Below are 19,398 nucleotides of genomic sequence, written 5' to 3' on the forward strand. Positions count from 1 at the left end.
TACGAAATATGGTCTGTGGGACATGATAGAGGATCCACTACTCGCGCTACTCGGTATTGTGATTATGGTCATCGGAGTGATCTGGATGAGGTATCCAGCACTGCTCGCTCGAGGAGACGACTCCGTGGGCGACGAAGCGGTAGCTACTGACCAGGAATCCGATACCGAGCTCCCTCAGGATTCTTCGGCCGAGGACGAACAAGCGGCTGATACGGACGAACAGGAGACAGAAAGCGGCCGGGATTGACATTCCTATGGCTGACGTTGTGAGACTCCCCATACTCCGGGTCGGTCACTCGATAGGAGACGAGAGCCAAAGCGGTGGTCCGCGGAGGGTGAGTCTCATCGATTCGGTTTCGCTAAGAACGGGTATGAATGAAGGGGCGGGTAGGGGGGGGGAAAGAGGGGAGAGATCAGCCTGGATCGTGAGTCCCCTCTCGAGACGGGTCGGAGCATCGGACGCTCGTCGGATGGCGCCGTCGGAGGGTCCGAGTGCATCCACCCATCTACGGGTAGTCGCCCATACTACTAATAATTATCTGTTAGGACAATCTGTGCAAATTAGACTAGTTGACTGAGAAAGTTTCAGTGGTGATCACCTCTTTTCAGTGGAGATTCCGATGTGCTCGAGTATGATCCCCGAGCAGCGAGACCGTTCTCAACGGCCCTTCCGACCTCGAACTTGAGTCGTCGCATAAGCGGTGGATTCGGATCGAATCATAGCCAACACAAGCGATTCCAGAGCGGGTAGCGTCCGCTATCTCTCGAGTGATAGATCTCGAGGAGGTCACTTGAGAACCCTCGACCTCGCTTTAGCTCTAATAGTCGTATTATTTTACTTTCACCCTCCAATATACCAGCCCTTATTTTGATTGCGGCAATAGTCTCCGCTGAAGATGTACTATCAATTTATTTCACAGTCTACAACCAATGGCGCGTCCGTATCTCGCCTCAGTCACAGCCCTGCGCAGCCAGTCTACTCCGCTCTAAAGAGGGGGTCGCTATGACGTTCTCGAGCACCTCCGATGAGGACACTGAGCGCGAACAGATCCTCGAGACGCTCTCAGAGCGAATCCAGTTCATTGATACTCATCTCGAGGAAATGGACCTGGACTCGAAGGAGAACCAAGAACTCGCGATCAAGTGGACGCGAACGCTTGGGTCGCTTGCGGGCCAGTATCGCCTGCTGATGAAGGATACGGATATCGACGAGATGCAGTCAGATCTCGAGTTACTGGAAGCCGCCAAGGAGGCACGGTCCAATGACTAAGCAGTCTCTGCGAGCACTTGAGAGGTGGTCCCGATGACGAAGCGTCGGCTCGAGCGCGATCTCGAGGACCAGCGTGACCTCCTCGAGGAACTGTCGCCCGACGAGCGTCTCGAGGTGTTTCTGAAGGCAGCAGCCGACAACAGGGACGACTGGCTCGAGGCGCTTTGGGAGACCTGCCCGAAACATCGTTATCGGATGGTGGACCAGGCGTTTACCGAGCGCAATCGAGTCGCGATACAGGTTCGACAACACGCAGTGTATGAGCTCCATACGACCCTTCTGGAGTTCCAGAAGAAACGGCAACGACAATACCTTCAGTGGGTTATAGATTTCAACCGTGATGAAGACCCTGACGAGGAAACAGAAGCGGAGGCCAGCGAACGAGCCGAGCAGCTTCAGCTGTTTTTCGGTGAACTGTACACGGTGTATCATGGGTATCGACAGTTTTCCGAAGAGGAACTCGGTGTCGCTCTCGAGACGTGGCTCGGTTCCTATCTCAATGGGGACACCGTTGCTATGGCTGTCGCGGAGACACTCGAGGATACCCATATGAAGCGTCTCGCTACAGAAAATCTGAATCCATCCGATACCGAGCCCGACGACGAGGAGTGGATCACACTCGATGACGTTGCGACCATCCGATACGAGGCGCACGTCGAGATGTGGGATGACGCACTCGATGGACTGTAGCAGCGAAGCCCCGTACTGTCGGCAACTGTCGGGCGGATCGTCGCTCGACATCGTTGGCTGCAGGGGGTCTGGGGACAGCTGGTGTCCTCGGACACACCAGCCCCGCCCGTCTCGAGTCTGAACCGACGACGACCGAGCAAGCGAGAGACCCCACAGTAACCGACCCGTTCGAACAACCACTTCGTGCGTGGGAGATGGGATTCGTGGGAGAGAGAACGCTCTCTCGAGCAGTATGTTGGGTCCGTGGTCAGCTTTCTCCGTGGACGCCAGCTGTCTCCGAACTCGCGGCTGTCTCACCAGGGAGTGCAGCATCGGACGGCACGAGGAGTCGGCACTCCGTGTAGGAGAGCCCGTTCTTTCGCTCGGTCTGCTTGCTGACCGCGAGGCGGTGTTTCGAGAGCTCGAGGACCGCGTCGATCGTGCGTGAGACGAGTTTTTTGGCGTAGGCCTCGCTGATGCCCTCCTCCTGGCGGCGAATCCAGTGTTTGAGATCGCTGGCTTTTACGTACTCACGGACCGACTTGCAGCCGTTCTTCCAGGGGTTATCGCCGACCGTCGAATCGGTCCGTGCCTTCCACAGTTTTGCGGCGAGTCGGGTCGGGAGGGAATTCGTTGTCGAGCGGCGCATGTCCTCGTCGAGCCGGGTAAGTTGTTGAATTGGCAGGAGACCACCGTGGGCGAGTGTGGTGTCGGTACGATCAAGTGGGTCGTCTGCATCGGGGGTCCGGTAGTAAGTCTGTCCGTCGGCCTTCGTGAGCCGTTCGAGGTAGTCGGTGTCGAGTTCGAGGTCGTGTTCGTCGACGTTGGTCTCGCGAAGGTGGGCTCCCTTCTCGAGTTCGCGTGATTGGAGTTCCTCGATGCGGGTCTTGTTCGCGCCCGTACGGTTTCTGGTTGCTTCGTGATCGCTGCGAGTTCGTCGGTCGTTGTCCCGAGGGCCTCGAGGGTTGAGCCCTTCTCGTTGATCGTTGACTCGTGGCGATCGAGTCGCCGGCCAGTTCATCCTGTTCGCTCTCGAGGTTGTCGACATGGCTCTCGAGTTCAACTTCGTGGTCGCGCGGAGTCCCCTTCATCAAGGAGCGACCGGAGGGAGCGAGTAGGGAGGGGAGGAGCACGTGCCAATATTTACAACCACCCGCGGAGAACGTCCGACTGTCCATGACGGGCCACAGACAGTCCGTGAGGGCTGGCGTGCCAGCGAGGCCACGGTGCGTTTCTCGGCATGGATGGGTCGCAGTCAACCGGCCCCGAAAGCCGGACCAACGAAGCAAACGTGACGCCATATGCCTCTCCGTCGCCCGTGACCGAGATCGCGGGGGTAGAGTGGAGGTCACGGCTAATTAAATTGCCTCTGGCGTCTGGCCCTGCGCCACAAGCGAGTTTCGTCGGTATGAGTCCCATGCCGAGAAACCGCACGCAAGCCTCGTCCTCAAACCGCCGTAGGCGGTTAGGGCGGGGTAGTTGACTCACACGATTAGCGAGGTGGTCGTTGTCTGCTCGTCGCTCGCAGAGTTCCGTGAGGACATCCTCGAGAGCCGGCCGGGAATTTAATCAGCAATCTGGTTGTCGCTGGGTCGCCAATGGAGTGTGGATTTCGTGTGCTCCGATTTCATCGTAGAGTGAAAGAGAGTAGATTTCGTGTGCTCCGATTTCATCGTAGAGTGAAAGAGAGTAGATTTCGTGTGCTCCGATTTCATCGCAGAGTGAAAGAGAGTAGATTTCGTGTGCTCCGATTTCATCGCAGAGTGGAAGAGAGTAGATTTCGTGTGCTTTCTATTCAGGTGGCTGCTCGATCGTTTCTCGAGTCTCAAGGACGATCATCGGATCGAGATCGAGCTCGTACTCGTAGTACTGCCCACCACTGAGGCCCTTGTTTCGTTCGTGCCGAACCAGAAAGCCGAGCATGTAGAGATCGGAAAGGTGGTCTTGAATACTTTTCAACGTTGTTAGCGGGGAGGTGCCGTAGGCATCCGCAACCTGCTCGTAGCCGGTCTGAATCGTCTTCGATCGAGCGGGAACCTCTCCACGCTGATCTAACTTCGCGATCGTTTCCAGAATATACTGGGCGTGCTCGGTTTGGTCATGGATCTTGTCCTGCAGCCGTCCGCGTTGGACTAGATTCCGAGCTTCTTCGACGTGTGTGTCGGTTACGGTATCGTCGTCCTTCCGCTGTGCAACCTCACCACCGACGCGAAGGAGATCGATCGCCTGCCGCGCGTTCCCCATATCTTGTGCCGAGAGCGCAGCAGCCTTCGCGACTGCAGAGCTATCGCACGCGCCCTCAACGAACGCTTGCTCAGCCCGATCGTAGAGAATCGTTTGGAGTTCTCCGGCGTCGTACGGACTAAACGAAATCTCCGCCTCCATCAGCGTATCCTTCACCTTGGACGAAAGGGACTGACGAAACGTGTAGTTGTTACTAATACCGATGATACCAACCATCGCATTCGTAATATGTCCGTTTGACCGTGCTCGCGGGAATTCGTATAACAATGTATCGGCTTCGTCCAAGTGATCGATTTCATCGAAGACGACAAGATGAGTTCCGCCGTGCCGATCGAGTTGCCGGTAGAGTTCGTCGAACGCGTCACCGGTTCCGAGACCGCGTTTCGGAAACGAACTCGCGTTCGGTGGAAGCAGATCGTTTACCAGCTGCCGAACGATCATAAACAGTGTCTTTCCGTTGCAGTTGTATTCGTGAACGTGGAGTTCGTCCGCTTTCTCTCGCGTTTCTATCTCCCTCTGAAGTTCGTTCATCATGTACTTCGCCACCGCTGTTTTCCCGAGGCCTGCCTTCCCATAGAGAAACACGTTCTCAGGTTCGCGGCCGAACAAGACGTCTTGCAAGGCGTGACTGAACGCGTCGATTTCTTTCTCTCGCTCGAGGATTTGTTCGGGTTGATAGCTCTCACTTAGAACCGACTTCTTGTCGAAAATTGTGTCCGTAATATCGCTAAACGGCGAGGACATTCCTTGGCTACACTTCGTTATCGCTACTACTTAAAACCACCTTTCGTTTGCTTCGTATGCTCTCGCCTCTTCCGCCGATTCATCGTTATTCCGCAGTGTGTCCGGTTTTAGCCGGGATCTGAGATAGAAAGCACACGAAATCCACTCTCTCTTTCTTCTAGCTCTACAGGACGACCGCTCGAAGCACACGAAATTCCGTATACTCGGATAACGACTCACGATCGTCATTCTGGTTCTCGTAATAGCTCTTCGTGACAGGTTCACAACGTTTATCGGCGCATTTGACCTGCGCGTTTCGCTCTATTCGCTTGACGTCGCTCGTCGCGGAGTACAGTGATTGTCACGATTGAATTGAGTATCAAGAGTGTAGATTTCGTGTGCTTTGACGACTCAGCCAGCGCATTGTCACGTAGTCATCTGTGCTATTTCAAACCGGCGTTCGTTTGCTTCGTCTGCTTTCGCAACCCTCCGTGTCTCGGCTACATTCTTGAAACTGACTGCTGCTAACCCGATATCCGAACCGAAAGCACACGAAATCCACTCTCACTCTCTGGATACGGGATCGATGCTTCCGAAACGGCGATCGGAGTGTTCCGGGCACGGACCGAGAATGGTACGCCAACTGTGCAGCGCGTGCACGCCGGGCGTTCTCACAACTGTTGATGAGATATGTGGGCTTTAGTGTACGTCTCGAGATGTAAAAATACAGTCAAATTTCGCGATGAGCCTCGACGAACCCGTTGAGCCCGTGACTGTCGTTCGGATCCAGCCCGCGTCGTGAAGTCGTCGCAGAGAGTACTCGAGGTGTGGTTCTTGAGTCCCGCTCTTCGCGTAACACGAATTGATGCCTCCTCAGGATTTGGTCCTTTTTTGACCTCGCTGTCTCCCCCGAACCGTTATCCTTCACGTCACTCAAACGCATTACACGTAGTTCCGCTGGAACATGACCAAATATGACGACCTCTTCGACGAGACGGCGCCGGGCGAGAGCCTCTTTACTGACAAGGGTGCGCTCGACCCGCTCCCCGAAGCACGGAAGATCGTCGCCCGCGATAGCCAGGAACGCGAACTCGCCACGATTCTTAATGGCGTCCGCGACGGCTATCTGCCGCCGACGGTCTCGATCTACGGCCCGCCGGGCACCGGGAAGACCCTCACCACGAGACGGGTCTGTCGGGAGTTCGCCACCCGGAACGAGTCGGTCGCCGTCGAGTACGTCAACCTGAAGGAGTGTCGAACGCTGTTTAGCGCGGCCAACGAGATCTACTACGAACTTAGCGGCGAGAAGAAAGGCGCCTACGCGGGGCTGGACGGCGTCTTCGAGGAGATTTGGACGGCATTCGAGGAGTACCCTAAGTGGACGGTCCTGTTGCTCGATGAGATCGATCACATCCAGCAGGATACGAACTACGACCCCAGCGACTTTTTCTACCGGCTCCTGCGCGGGGAGGGGAAACTCGCCCGTGGGATCAACCTCTCGGTCTGGCTGCTGAGCAACGAACTGCTGGAGGTCGATCTGCGACTGGATAGCCGCGTCGAGAGTACGATGAGCGATGACGCCGTCTTCTTCCCACCATACGGCGAGGAGGAACTGGCGGCGATCCTCGAGCCCCGCGTCGAGCGAGCGTTCCGTGACGGGGCAGTACCTGCGGACGCGTTCGAGTACGGAATTCGGGAGGCGGCCCGCCGGTGGGGCGACGCCCGGAAGACACTGACGCTCTTCCGGCAGGCCGGCGAAACCGCGAGCGAGCGAGGGCTCGAGGAAGTGACGAAAGACTGTCTCGAGAAAAATCTCGAGGCGACTGACCGGGAAGCGACGATGGAGACGCTGCTGGACCTGCCGTTCAACCACTTCCTAGTGCTCACTGGAATTACTGGCTGGAAACGGGGTGGTGAGATCAGACAGCCCGTCGCGACAGCGGAGGTACAAGATTCCATCTCCAAAGACGCGTATCCCGAGGAGTTCCATCTCAGTGAACGGACGATCCGTACGCTCCTGATCGATCTCGAAACAATGGGACTCATCGAGACCTGGATCGAATCGAAGGGGCGTGAGGGACGGCAGAAACAGATCAAGACGACGTTCGAGCCACAGTGGGTTCGGGATACAATGGCAGATTATGCGACCGAGTCGACGTATCTCGGGATGATCGTTGCTGACGAAGAATGAGCTGCACGTTGACCTCGAGATTGGCAACACCGTGCTCGATCAGCCTGACTATCGGGGAGATCCCCATTCCGCCCGCACCGATACACTCGAGCGCGCGACTAGCACCGTGGTGTTACGGCCACGGACACTTGGGCGTTCGCAAGGAGAGGAACACATCTCGAGTCCGACGACAATAGGAAGGCCTACCCCTGAGCGAGGAGCAACGGCTCGCAACCGATTCAGTGGATGCCTCGGATCGCGCTCGAGCCGAACCGAGGACGGGGACAGCAATCTAACATGTCTCGTATGCTCACGGAACTGCTGTCTACTCAAGGCTACTACCCGCTGTGTGGTTGGTCAACGAGCGAACCACGACCTATCCGATGACAGAGACCGCTACCGGGTGGCGCCGCGTTCCGCTCAACGACCGGCGTCGTCGATCCAGTCCGTTCCTGTCGAGGGTGCCAGCTGTTCCAGCAACCGTTTCCGGAGGGCGACCCCGGTCTCCATTGATCGGGGTGGTCCATCGAGGACCGCGAGCGTGACCACGTCTGCGGCCTCCAGATCTCCCTGTCGGACCGTGAGATCGAGTACGGCACTTCGGAAGATGACGAACAGCCGCATCGGATCAACGACAAGATGATCGATCCCTAGGGATGCAAGCATCGCCTGGAGATCGACCGGCGATGGCAGGTTGTAGGTCCGCGCTGGCGTCTCGTCGTACATGACCGGTGACTCCACCCCTGGGAAGAAGAATGTCAGGGCTCCTGCAACCAGCGACCGGGCGGCGTTCCTGGGGGATAGCCGTGAGCCGACTCCGTTCTCGAGGTACTGGTTTCGGTCGTCACAGCCGGTGGCCGACAAGCGCCGTTATAGATCGGACATCAGCTGTACCAGGTATTCGGCGATCAGCGACCAGCGTGATGGGCACTGCTCCCTGAGAGCTACTGGCCGAATGAGGTTGGGGGACGAGACGTGTTTCACCGTTCCGGATCAGTTGTCTGGAGGGGTCTCGATGCATCTCGTCCGAATATTCGAGGCCAGCATCCTGACTCACCATCAGGTTCGTGACAACCTCGACCAGCGCAGATGGGCTGCATCGAAGCTCTTGAACGAAGGCGCAGGAGGATGTTAAGAGGTGACGAGCTCGAAATCGGTCCCGCCACAGCACGGACACGAACTCCACCGTTTCGGACGAGCATTACCTCTACTCTTTGCTCGAAGAACGAACCCACAATCCTGACATTCGCTGAAGGGGTACAATAGCAGCGACTATCTCATCGATTGGTTTTGTTGTTTTCCCTAGTAAATTTGGTGTATATAAATCGGGTGCTAACGCTCTTATCTATGTTGATAGTTTTCACCTTCAGGGTCGAGTCTCGAGGCACATGGGTGGATATTCGCGAAGTGCTCTCCAGGCGGAGCAGGCTGAGTGCCTCGGGGCGTCCAGAAGACTTCGTCTTTCGTGACTGAGCAAATCAGAGATTCGCGATGTCTGCGAAACCGCGGTTTCGCTTGATGACGAGAGAGCTTTGCTCTCTTGAACCACTTGACCTCGAGGCGGTTCACCCACTGGTGCTGGCTCTCAACGACCGTGCTCGTTAGGACCAGAAGCCGTCAATTCGGGTTGACATCCGCCCACAGCTATAGTTGTCGGCTTTTACGCTGTGTCTCACTTCTCTACCGCTGAATTGCACAGGAGAGCTCTAAGAGAAGACTCTCCTGACTGTCCACGAGTACGAGATCAGTGCGGTTCGTGAGGGGACGGTGATCCGCTCCACGATTGAGTTCGGACAGCCGCACTGACATCTCACTAGTCTCCGCTCAATATATAACGGTTTTTCGGAATGGATCGATCCCTCCTCCGTCGTTTCATCTCTTAGTACTCCACGTTCTCGAGGAAGAATATCTCCACAGAAATGAGGGAAGAACACGCACCACGATCATGGTTCCCTGTTGGGGTGAACTGATCAGGGCATCAAGGCTCTCACTGATTGACTCCGTCGGATGGTTAGATGCCAACCGACCGTTTACGGTGAGCAATCAGTTCCGTTCTCTTGCCATCCACACTACCGGCGATCGGTATTGCAGTATCTACGTACAATTGTATTTACCACTACGCTGTATACCCTGGCTGTATTTCGAACCGGGTGAAACCGTGCGGCGAAATCGCACAGTACGAGCAGCCCATCAGCTCGAGTTGCCAGCGGTAGTGCACCCGTGGCACTGACTGTGATTCTCGAACCCCGCCTCGAGCGCGCCTTCCGTGCGGTGCCCGACGATATCCATACATACAGCGTCCGCAAGGTAGCCCGGCACTGGGGTGACGCCCGGCAGGCGCTGATACTGTTTCGCCAGGCCGGCGAGCCCGCGGGCGGACTGTTGATCTCGGAGCGGTGCCAGGAACTCATCCGGGAGTTCTACGGCTATAAGGAAGACCACGTCGGCGGGCCGACTGCCGACGACCATTGCCTAGACGCGCTTCGCTACGTCGTGATGGGCACGATAGCATACCGCCGTGGGCACACCGGGTGTGATCGCGCGGGGTGAGTGGCGTGGTATCCGTCTCACCACGGTAAATCGCGAGTGTGAGCCGGTCGCCGGTACGGTGCTGGCAGCCGCCCGGCGGGTTCGCGAGCTGAACCGTTCATGCAACAGCGCCCACGTGCTTTGGGAGGTGCCTTTTTTCTGCCCCCTCCCGAGGACAGGTATGGAAACCCACGAGGTGTTCGCCCTTCTCGCCGACACCGATCGCCAGCACGTCCTGACGGAACTGCTCGAGAACGATGGCCGTGCCACGGTGGGTACCCTGGCCGACCAGCTCGCCGCCCGGCGGCGAAATCGTGCTGCCGAGTTCGACCGGGAGCGCGCCGAACTGCGGCTGGTCCACGATCACCTCCCGCGGCTGGCCGACCACGGCGTGATCGAGTATGACCGCGAACGCGGGGTAGTGGTTCTCGAGGACGCCGCCGACCTCGAGCCGTATCTGACCGACCCGACGCGCAGGCGGACGATCCCGCTCGATCCGTAGACGGCGCCTGCGGCGCGGCGCTCGCGGTGTGTGAGGGCTCGAGGCGGTGACCAGCTCGGGCACCAACGGGGCCTCGGCGTTCGAGCGACCGTGCCGTTGGTCCCGAACCGGTACGTTCCGTGGGCGACTCTCACGCAGACACACGTAGTTCCGCCGAGCATGAGCACGTACGACGACCGCTTAGGCGAGACGACGCCCGATGACAGTCTGTTCAGGGACAAGGGCGGGCTTGGCCCGCTCGCCACGCCCACAACGCCCAGGAGCGCAAGCTCGCGACGATCCTCAACGGCGTCCACGAGGGCTACCTGCCGCCGACGGTGTCGATTTACGGCCCGCTCGACACCGGGAAAACGCTCACCACGAGACGCGTCTGTCGGGAGTTCGCGGCCCGCCACGCCCGCGCCGCCGTCAAGTACGTGAATCTGAAGGAGTGTCGAACCCTCTTTAGTGCGGCCACCGAGCTCACGGGCGAGAAGCAGAAGGCCTACGCGGGCCTGGATGGCGCGTCTTCGAGGGGATCTAGCCGCGCTTGAGACGTACCCAGAGTTGACGGTGTAGCATATTTCTTTATTTGCAGTGAGAAGGGGATAAGGTACAGCAGAAAGACACGATTGAGTCCACGGATTCAAGGTCTCTCTCTGTGAGTCACCACATATGGCCGATGATTCAGAAACATCACCGTCGTTTCTCACATCGCTCCCGAGCCAACCCATTACAGACGACATTGTGAAGCAGATTGGCGAAAGCGATACTTCGAAGATTCGCGGAGCCATGGGTTTTCCAGGGTCGACACCCAGCGAAATCGAAGCATTCTTACTGGAGATGGAAGCGAGGACGTACGTGATTGTCTTTAATCGAAGCGCGGAACAATGGCAGGTCTACAAGTCCTTCGAAATGGAGGGGATGAGCCATCAAGAGATCGTCGATCATGCGAGCGAACTCGCCAACGAGTGGCTCGCGCAAAGTCTCTCAGATCGCATCGCGGCCGCAGAAAAGACTGAACCGGACACATGATCCTGCGCTACTACGCCGATGCGGATGTCCGAGAGTGGCACGATCACACGCTCCGGCTCTTGGGAACACTTCACGACGTGCACGGCATCGCAGTCGAGATCGACCGAATCGACGAACAACACGGACCTCTCACAGAGTTCCCCGGCGAAGTACGGTCCCTGACGCCCGAGGAAGTCTACGAGCGTGACCTCAAACGCAACCAGAACCTGAACCAGACCATCGACCAGACTCCTTCAGAGGCGTTTAAACACTACGGAAAACTTGACGTCGCTGGGAACATCGCGGTCGTTGATGACGAGGGAACTGTCCAGTGGGCCTCGACGCTTCCGGGCTACGCAGACGGTTATAGGCCGGGTGCCGCGTCACGGACCGCGATGGACTTCTTGGAGGACATCGCCACCTCGCCGAGCAACCGTCTCTGTGTCGACTGCCTCTCGCTGCTGGACGGCGACGAAAATTTCTGTCCGAACTGTGGTTGTGAACTTCCATAGCGCAGTACACTGGCGGATCGACAACACGACCTTGCCAGTATTCATCCTCGGTTTCGGTGAGCCTCCGACAACGAACACACCGGGTAGCCACCTCGATACCGACTCGGTTGGTGGGTTCGAGATGCCGACATCCCGGAACGTCTTACTCTCAGGCACCCTACTGTGGATCATGGTGCCATCAGACAAGGACGAAGAACGGGAGGAACGTATCGAGATGGACATCATCGTCGATACCTACAGTCTAGAAGAGCAAGCGATGGGCTGGTGTGCCTATCTGGATGACACGATGGACTTCCCCTTTGAAGCGCGATGTGCCATGGAACTCGAGGAGTCGCCCCTGGAGAAGGGTGAAACGGTACGGGTAGTCGGTATGTCTCCGACAGAGCCGACGCTCAGTCAGATGTTCGTGACGGTGGAGTGGATGGATCGGGAACTCGGCGTACCACTGCGTCAACTGGAGTCCGTTGAAGCCAGTGGTGAGACCGAGCAAGCGATCGCAGATTGGCACTATTGGTTGGATCAGTAAAGCCGCTTGATTACGGTGACCCGAATTGTCGTACAGGGTCCAGAGGTGGTAATTCAGATATGTTCTGACGTGGACCGATTCACTCAGCAGAGGCAGCTCCATGAGAACCCCGCTGAAATCCCTGGAGCGTGAAGTGCCTCGGGGCTTAACCCCGAGGCGGTTCACGGCTACAAGGCGGATCACGTCGGCGGGCCGACTGCCGATGACCACTGCCTGGACGCGTTCCGCTACGCCATGATGGGGGTGGCCACGCTCGAGTAGTAGCAGAGTCTGGCAGCGGCTGCTCGAGACGGCTTGTCGTGGCCGCCAGCGTCACAGACCGTCCAAATTTTTGGAAGTGTTCACAGCGAGCGTTGCGGTCAGCGAACAAGAAACTTTGACCAAAGATCAGCGACTGGGCCGTCGAGTTGATTACCCTTCGCGTGGGTCATCGACAAATTCGTATAATCCTCCCTTGTTTAATCGCCGAATCCAACCTGCATTAGTAAGATTCCGAAGGGCATACTCTACTTGTCCCTTGTCGAGATCCGTTTGTTCACGAAAGAACTGTGGATTTGCGCGACCCCATGGTTCTTCGGTTTCTCTACCTTCTTTGAACAGATTGAGGATAGTTTCTTCCCGTTCATTTGGCACGTAGTTCCGATTAACCATTAGCAGCAGTTCGGCCCTCGCAGAACATAATACTACACTATATGCTAAGCTATTTATTTAGTAGACAGCTTGGCATTTTGCTTAGCAAATTATTAAGTAGGAGGCCAGAGTAGAGCCACATGAGAAGCGTGATGCCTACAGAAACTCTGTGGCCCGGTGCTTGGAACACCGGACCACGCTTCTCGGGAGGCGAGAAGCAATGCCAACTACGACCTCGACCCGTCAAAAACGCACCGGCAGAAAAATATGCGACCACAATTGGTGTAGCGGTCCGACCGGCGACCAGTTGCCCTGCTTTGCGTGTTTCAGTGCCCACAGCACGGAGGATGAAGATGGCCGCTGACAATTGCCGGCGGTATCGTGCCGAACATCACGAGGAGCCAACCGTCACAGCAACGCCGACACAGATCCTTCACGGCCACCCGGTCGGCTCTAGACCCGACACGGCCGTCTGCATCGGCTGTGGATCACCGCTCCATGAGACCGACATTGTATTCGCGTACGCGTATCGCTGTGCCGACGCCACACAGTGGGACGTCCCGCGACTGTTCTGTCGTGGCTGTGCGCCTGGCCAAATCCGGTCACCAACGCTCGGGGCGACCGAAGTGCTGGTCGGTGGCCGTCTCGGTACGATCGAATTGCCTACGCCGCGCAGGCCACGGCTGTGTCTGACCGAACTCGCGCTGCGGGCTCACAGCCCGCCGACGGATGGGTGCTCACCATGAACAGGCACTAGTATATTGACTCGAATACCGCCTGCTAACGCGTGATATAACTGAAAGAGCGATGAAAACGATAGGGCTGCAGGTTATCGATCCGATCACCCACAAAGAATGGAAGCTGTGAGGGAGAAAGCGAGCGTCCCAGGTGCACTCGAGGCTGCCTCGAATGCAAACTGTCCTCAAAATCGCCAGTCATCGATATTATCGGCGAGTACGAACTCAGCGGTTACGAGCTGTCCGTCGCGCGTATCATTCCTCGTTCCCACATCCACTTCGAGATGAACATCGTACCGAAGACTGCGACGATGATCACCACGTAAATCGGGTCACCAGGTAGGAGCGCGAAGTAGCCGAATTCGTACAGCAGATTCGACACGAAAGCCAGAGCGAGGGCGATAGCTGCGACTTTGGGGAAGTCCCGTCCGAACTGCGCAAAAATCGCTCCGAATATCGCCGGGACGAGATAACTCTCGAGAGCGTTTTGCCACAGCCCCGGGAGCGCCTGAAACACGGAGACGAGACCAATAACGCCGACAGTAAGAATCGAGATATTCACGAATATCGATCCAGCGATACCTAACGTAGAGATAATATCACCCTCCGGCGTGCCGATCTCGACATCAGCAGCCTCCTGCGCTGCCGCAGAACTCGGCAGCCGGAGATTCGAGATATTCCCCGACAGAAACGCCATATACGTTCCTGAGACGCCAAGTACTGGATAGTAGGAGATCGGTTCGACGAGCCAAAACGCACCCCACGCACCGATCACGGACACGAAACCGCCCAGAATGGCGCCCGTCGGCGGCAGGATTCCGTACACGCTAAGTAGAACCAAGGCCGGTCCGAACGAGAGCGCAACAGCGAGTAGGTTCGTTCTCCGTCCCCACTTGTGTATATACGGAATGAACTCCTCTTCGTAGACCTCTTCCTTCTCATGGTTCTCAGACCGTTGTTGCGTCTGTTTTCCAGCCATGTTACCATAACCCTCCGAGCGTCACTTCCGTGACGACGCCCGCGAACAGTCCGACGATCATTGCGGTTCCAAGAGCCCACTCCCTGATCCACTGAATATCTCTGTTGTCCGCAATTTGAAGCAGTGCGAGCATCATGAGCCCACCGACAGCAACGGAGGCCGTAAACGGGCTGCCGGACATCACCTCTCCGGTAGCGAGATACCCAAACGCGCCAAGCATGGCTGCAGCACTGATGACCGGGAGCAGTGCCTCTCTTCCGCTCCCGATCCGTTGTCTGACCGTTTCCATGTGCGGGGTGAACAACCCGGAGACGACGAGCCAACCAACCGCTCCGAAGGTCATCACCCAAACTGCGTTCGCGTACGCGACCTCTGTAAGCCCCTCGTCACCGAGAGAGTACCCTAACTGTTGTGTCCCAAGTTCGGCCGCCGAAAGTTCGAACATCACGGAACCGATCGCGGAGAGTCGCATCCACGCGATCGCGCCCCCGACCGTCGCGACCAGCGCCATCATCCCGATGAGGATTGCGACCGCTGGTCCGACAGCCGAGATCATGCCGGCCCTCACTCCCGTTTTGAGCTGGTCCTCGGACATTCCCATCCGCTTTCCCGATCTGTAGGCGCGTCGCATGAAGAGACCCGCCTGGGCGATTACTAACAGGACAACAAGACCTGCAGCAGCCCACATATATTCGCTGTTTGCAACGTCCATATAGAGCAGGCTTCTCAGAAGCGCCGTATGTTGTACCATACCACCCAAAATCCACCTTGCAAACGACTTTATTCTTTGGATTGTGGTGGAGAGAACTGGACTTTGAACTCGTCAATCAGAGCGTTATGAAGACGGACGTCCACCCCATTTCCACCCGATTCTCCAATGCGAGCGTCCATTCGTAGTTTTAAATACACTAGCAGATAACTGCGTGTCATGGTATCAGATATTCCAACACCGGATAACGAGTATCTCGTGGAGCTGCGACGTGATTTTCATCGATATCCCGAACCCGCATGGCGCGAGTTCCGAACTACTGCACGGATCGTCGACGAGCTCGAGCGACTGGACGTCGACGAGATTCACGTCGGTCCCGACGCTATCGATCCTACCGAGCGCTTAGGCGTTCCCGACGAACCGGAACTCTCGCGGTGGTTCGAGCGAGCGGAATCGAAGACGGATCGATCCGACGTCCTCGAGCGAATCCGGGGCGGCAATACGGGGGTCGTCGCAGTCGTCGAACGCGGTACCGGGCCGACCGTCGGGCTTCGGGTCGATATCGACGCGCTTCCGATCGAGGAGGCGACCGCCGACGGTCATCTGCCCGCCGTCGAGGGGTTCCGGTCAGAAAACGACGGCGCGATGCACGCCTGCGGGCACGATTCTCACATCACGTTCGGGCTGGGAACGCTCAAAACCGTTCTCGAGAGCGATTTTGAGGGAACGTTCAAGGTCTTTTTCCAGCCCGCCGAGGAGGTTCTGGGTGGTGGGAAGCCGATGGCTGCCGGTCCGCACGTCGAGGACGTCGAGTATCTACTCGGCGTTCACGTCGGTCTCGGTCACCCGACGGGTGAAGTAGTGGCGGGTATCGACGACGCACTCGCGCTGAGCAAGTTCCACGTCGAGTTCCAGGGCGAATCCGCACACGCCGGATTAGCGCCCAATCGGGGACGAAACGCGGTCCAGGCGCTCGTAGCTGCTGGCGAAAACTTGTACGGAATCCCCAGGCACGGGGGTGGCAACACGCGCGTGAACCTCGGCAATCTCCGCTCTGAAAACGCCTCGAACGTTATCGCCGATCGGGCTTCGGTCGACGTCGAAGTTCGCGGCGAAACCACCGAACTGATGGAATACATGCGCGATACGTCCGTTCGAATTCTCGACTCCGCCGCCGAAATGCACGACTGTACCGTCGAGACGTCGCTCGAGGGGCATGCGCCGAGAGAGGACAGCGACGAGGGCGTCGTTGATCTCGTTGCGCGAATCGCTGCGGATCGAAGCGAGGTCTCCTCGATCGTTCGGCGCGACGCGTTAGGGGCCAGCGAGGACTTCACACACCTCTTACAGGCCGTCAAATCGAACGGCGGCACGGGGGCGTTCGTCGGTATCGGAACCGATCATCCCGGCGGCCACCACACGCCGACGTTCGACGTCGACGAGGACAGCCTTCCGATCGGCGTCGCCGTCCTCTCGAACACCGTGCTCGAACTGCTGGCCTAGCTCGAAGGTCACACGTCGTCGGTAGCGAGTTTGAGCGCCGCTCTCGCCAACGTATTCGCCGCACTGTAGCAGTCCTCCCAGCTGGTGTACTCTGCTTCGGTATGGCTCTTGCCGTCCTCGCTCACCGCGAAGACCATTCCTGCGTCGCACACTTCGTTGGCGTGAGTCGCGTCGTGAACGCCACCGCTGAACACCTCCATAGAATCGTAGTGTAGTTCGTCGGCCGCCTGCTGCACGGCATCAACGCACCGGTCGTCGAAGTAAACCGGATCCGCACTGGCGCGGTCCTCGTGCTCGAACGTTACGCCCTCGCGTTCGGCGGCAGCCTCGGCCTCCCGTAGAACGCGTTTCTCGGCCTCCCGAATCGTCTCGGCGTTCGCATCGCGAAAGCCGTACGTGAACGAGACCTCGCCCGGAATTACGTTGATCGAGTCCGGCTGTACCTGGACGGATCCGACGGTGCCGACCGTCCGCTCACCGAGCGTGCTCGGAATCCGTCTGACCTGCGTCACGACGTCGGCCGCCGCGACCATCGCATCGCTGCGGTGGTGTATCGGCGTCGCCCCCGAGTGGTTCGCCTCCCCGTAGAACGTGATCTCCCCCCAGGTCAGGCCGACGATGCCCGTGACGATGCCGACGTCTTTCCCGTTGCTTTCGAGATACGGCCCCTGTTCGATGTGCAGTTCCAGGTACGAATCGTAGTCGGTTGCCGGCTCCGCCGGGTGATCCCCCTTGTAGCCGATCCGTTCGAGCGCTTCCTCGACGGTAACGCCGTCCTCGTCGGTCACCGCGTACTGCTCCGCCACATCGAGCGTTCCGGCCCAGACGCCGCTTCCCTGTAGCGTCGGTTGGAACCGCGATCCCTCCTCGTTCGTCCAGTTGACGATCTCGACGGGACGCTCGGTTTCGATATTGCGGTCATTGAGTTCGCGAACGAACTCCAGGGCGGCGATCGTCCCCAGCGCGCCGTCGTAGATACCACCGTAGGGCTGGGAGTCGAGATGCGAGCCGACCAGCACCGGCTCGAGATCTCTCGTTCCCTCCCGACGGCCGAACATATTTCCAAACTCGTCGATTCGAACGTCTAACCCCGCTCGTTCCATCCGTTCGTAGAACCAATCTCTCACCTCCTTGTCCGCGTCAGACAGCGCCAAGCGGTGCAGACCGCCGTTTTCCGTCCCACCGATTTCCGCCTGTGTCCGCATCGTTTCGACGAACCGATCCTCGGTCAGCGTGAATTCCATACTCTCTGGTCTCATTCTCGGACATTAAATTGGGAGGGCGATACCCGTCGTTCGATCAGCGCTCTCTCGCGGTCCCGAGCGAGAGCGTTCGAGCGAGACGAACGTTCGCGGACGTCAGGGCACTCGAGAGCGTTCCGACGAGTTCGAGTCGTCGATCCGTCCTCGACGCTCTCGAATTCCCGATCGACTCCGGTGACAGCTGGCGTCCTCGGGGGATCGTGCAGGAAGCGTCTCGAGCGGTGACCGACGACGACCGATCGAGGGCGGCCCGACGGCTACTCGTCCCTGCGTACGAGGTGGACGTGTCGCGGTGGTGGTGCGTTGGGAGCGTGTGAGTGCTCCTCAAGCGCCCTCGCTGGGATGGGGACTATCTCTCGCCGTGGACGTCGGCTGTCTTCGGTGTACTGTCGGTCGTTGTTCCAGGAATGTCCGCGTCCGTCGGGAGGACGAGCCGTCGTTCAGTGTAGGAGAGCCCGTTCTTCCGCTGGGTCTTCCTATGGACCGCGAGGCGGTTCTTCGAGAGCTCGAGGACGGCGTCGATCGTCCTCGAGACCAGCTTCTTGGCGTAGGCGTCGCTGATGCCGTCCTCCTGGCGACGGATCCAGTGTTTCAGGTCGCCGGCGTTGATGTATGCTTGGATGTTCTTGCAGCCCGTCTCCCAGGGATCGTCGCCAACCGTCGATTCGGTGTGCGCCTTCCAGAGCTTTGCGGCGAGTCTCGTGGGAAGGGCGTTGGTGGTCGATCGACGCATATCCTCGTCGAGTCTGGCGAGCTGTTGGATCGGGAGCAGGTCGCCGTGGGCGAGTGTCGCCTCGGTGCGATCGAGCGGGTCCTCTGTGCCCGGGAGGCGGTAGTAGGTTCTGCCGGACTTGGTGAATCGCTCGAGGTACTCGGTCTCGAGCTCGAGGTCGTGTTCGTCGACGGTATCGGTTCGGAGATGGGCGCCCTTCTCGAGTTCGCGCGCCTGGAGCTCCTCGATTCGGTCCTTGTTGGCGCCCGTGCGGTTTCTAGTGGCCTCGGTGAGCGCTTCCGCCTCGTCGACCCTCTTTTGCAGGGTTTCGTTCTCCTCCTCGAGGGACTGGACCCTGCGTTCGGTCCGCTCGAGGGTCGTCTCGAGTTCTGTCACGCGATCGGCAAGCCGTTCGTTCTGCGCTCGGAGGTCGTCGATAGCTCGTGTGAGGTTCTCGAGGGTGGCGTTCTCGCGGTGCTCTCCGTCCGAAACATCTACTGTAGTAGGTGGCGTATGCGACATTGCTGGCTACTCCAGCACGGGGGTCGGTGCCTTGAACACCGGCCTCAGATTCTCCGAGGCGCTCCGTGCTCATTGAGTAGTGGGAGGCGTCGCTCTTAGTAGTTGTGCAATATGCATATGCATAGTAGCTGTTCGCACAAACAGTTCTAAGTGCGTACTATCGGGATATATGGCCATGGCTATGTCACGGATCAGTAAACCGATGG

18 protein-coding genes are annotated in these 19,398 nt (G+C 58.1%); 11 read left to right on the top strand and 7 right to left on the bottom strand.

Annotation, left to right across the window (positions count from 1 at the left end; translation table 11 throughout):
* Positions 1-22 precede the first annotated feature (22 nt).
* From GWG54_RS11965 to GWG54_RS11975, 3 genes are all read left to right on the top strand, one after another.
* Positions 23-247, top strand: a complete 225-nt coding sequence (locus GWG54_RS11965) for a hypothetical protein (protein WP_008424927.1) — start codon at positions 23-25, stop codon at positions 245-247.
* 756 nt (positions 248-1,003) lie between these two features.
* A complete protein-coding gene (locus tag GWG54_RS11970; RefSeq protein WP_008424925.1) occupies positions 1,004-1,270 on the top strand; it encodes a hypothetical protein in 267 nt (88 codons plus the stop codon).
* A 33-nt stretch (positions 1,271-1,303) separates the two neighbouring features.
* Positions 1,304-1,960 carry a hypothetical protein gene (locus GWG54_RS11975; protein WP_167937993.1) on the top strand — a complete coding sequence of 219 codons (657 nt, stop codon included), beginning with the start codon at positions 1,304-1,306 and terminating at the stop codon, positions 1,958-1,960.
* A gap of 247 nt (positions 1,961-2,207) precedes the next feature.
* Here GWG54_RS11975 and GWG54_RS11980 read toward each other — a convergent pair whose 3' ends face one another.
* The gene (locus tag GWG54_RS11980) at positions 2,208-2,960 is read right to left on the bottom strand and encodes a hypothetical protein (RefSeq protein WP_245242797.1); all 753 of its coding nucleotides are present in this window, start codon (positions 2,958-2,960) and stop codon (positions 2,208-2,210) included.
* Between the two features lie 770 nt (positions 2,961-3,730).
* Positions 3,731-4,927 (bottom strand): orc1/cdc6 family replication initiation protein, encoded by a 1,197-nt coding sequence (locus GWG54_RS11985; protein ID WP_167937994.1) that lies wholly within the window; start codon positions 4,925-4,927, stop codon positions 3,731-3,733.
* A 943-nt stretch (positions 4,928-5,870) separates the two neighbouring features.
* Between GWG54_RS11985 and GWG54_RS11990 the strand changes: the two genes are divergently transcribed.
* Positions 5,871-7,097, top strand: a complete 1,227-nt coding sequence (locus tag GWG54_RS11990) for a Cdc6/Cdc18 family protein (RefSeq protein ID WP_167937995.1) — start codon at positions 5,871-5,873, stop codon at positions 7,095-7,097.
* 399 nt (positions 7,098-7,496) lie between these two features.
* Here the strand turns inward: GWG54_RS11990 and GWG54_RS11995 are convergent, their stop codons facing one another.
* Entirely contained in the window at positions 7,497-7,802 is a 306-nt protein-coding gene (locus GWG54_RS11995; RefSeq protein WP_167937996.1) for a hypothetical protein, read from the bottom strand.
* Between the two features lie 1,506 nt (positions 7,803-9,308).
* Between GWG54_RS11995 and GWG54_RS20860 the strand changes: the two genes are divergently transcribed.
* The 6 genes from GWG54_RS20860 (at position 9,309) to GWG54_RS12025 (ending at position 12,138) form a co-directional block, all read left to right on the top strand.
* On the top strand, positions 9,309-9,626 hold the full coding sequence (locus GWG54_RS20860; RefSeq protein ID WP_312854282.1) for a hypothetical protein: 318 nt from the start codon (positions 9,309-9,311) through the stop codon (positions 9,624-9,626).
* A gap of 160 nt (positions 9,627-9,786) precedes the next feature.
* Positions 9,787-10,107 carry a hypothetical protein gene (locus GWG54_RS12005; RefSeq protein ID WP_167937997.1) on the top strand — a complete coding sequence of 107 codons (321 nt, stop codon included), beginning with the start codon at positions 9,787-9,789 and terminating at the stop codon, positions 10,105-10,107.
* Positions 10,108-10,424: 317 nt separating this feature from the next.
* The gene (locus tag GWG54_RS21280; protein ID WP_312854283.1) at positions 10,425-10,640 is read left to right on the top strand and encodes a hypothetical protein; all 216 of its coding nucleotides are present in this window, start codon (positions 10,425-10,427) and stop codon (positions 10,638-10,640) included.
* 121 nt (positions 10,641-10,761) lie between these two features.
* Complete coding sequence (locus GWG54_RS12015; RefSeq protein ID WP_167937998.1) at positions 10,762-11,121, top strand: hypothetical protein; 360 nt, start codon at positions 10,762-10,764, stop codon at positions 11,119-11,121.
* A complete protein-coding gene (locus tag GWG54_RS12020) occupies positions 11,118-11,612 on the top strand; it encodes a zinc ribbon domain-containing protein (RefSeq protein ID WP_167937999.1) in 495 nt (164 codons plus the stop codon). Before GWG54_RS12015 ends, GWG54_RS12020 begins: the two co-directional genes overlap by 4 nt.
* Before the next feature lie 169 nt (positions 11,613-11,781).
* Complete coding sequence (locus GWG54_RS12025; RefSeq protein ID WP_167938000.1) at positions 11,782-12,138, top strand: calcium-binding protein; 357 nt, start codon at positions 11,782-11,784, stop codon at positions 12,136-12,138.
* 1,599 nt (positions 12,139-13,737) lie between these two features.
* Here GWG54_RS12025 and GWG54_RS12040 read toward each other — a convergent pair.
* Positions 13,738-14,484 (bottom strand): hypothetical protein, encoded by a 747-nt coding sequence (locus GWG54_RS12040; RefSeq protein ID WP_167938003.1) that lies wholly within the window; start codon positions 14,482-14,484, stop codon positions 13,738-13,740.
* Position 14,485: 1 nt separating this feature from the next.
* Complete coding sequence (locus tag GWG54_RS12045; RefSeq protein ID WP_167938004.1) at positions 14,486-15,235, bottom strand: DUF5058 family protein; 750 nt, start codon at positions 15,233-15,235, stop codon at positions 14,486-14,488.
* Between the two features lie 177 nt (positions 15,236-15,412).
* Here GWG54_RS12045 and GWG54_RS12050 point away from each other — a divergent pair, with 177 nt between their 5' ends.
* The gene (locus GWG54_RS12050; RefSeq protein ID WP_167938005.1) at positions 15,413-16,696 is read left to right on the top strand and encodes an amidohydrolase; all 1,284 of its coding nucleotides are present in this window, start codon (positions 15,413-15,415) and stop codon (positions 16,694-16,696) included.
* An 8-nt stretch (positions 16,697-16,704) separates the two neighbouring features.
* Here the strand turns inward: GWG54_RS12050 and GWG54_RS12055 are convergent, their stop codons facing one another.
* Both GWG54_RS12055 and GWG54_RS12060 read right to left on the bottom strand, forming a co-directional pair.
* Positions 16,705-17,940: a Zn-dependent hydrolase gene (locus GWG54_RS12055; protein WP_167938006.1), complete on the bottom strand. Its 1,236-nt coding sequence runs from the start codon at positions 17,938-17,940 to the stop codon at positions 16,705-16,707.
* A gap of 367 nt (positions 17,941-18,307) precedes the next feature.
* Positions 18,308-19,192, bottom strand: coding sequence for a hypothetical protein (locus GWG54_RS12060; RefSeq protein ID WP_167938007.1), 885 nt, complete (start codon positions 19,190-19,192; stop codon positions 18,308-18,310).
* Positions 19,193-19,398: the final 206 nt, after the last annotated feature.

Origin of the sequence: Natronococcus sp. JC468, assembly GCF_012163165.1 — an archaeon.
GTDB lineage: Archaea > Halobacteriota > Halobacteria > Halobacteriales > Natrialbaceae > Natronococcus > Natronococcus jeotgali.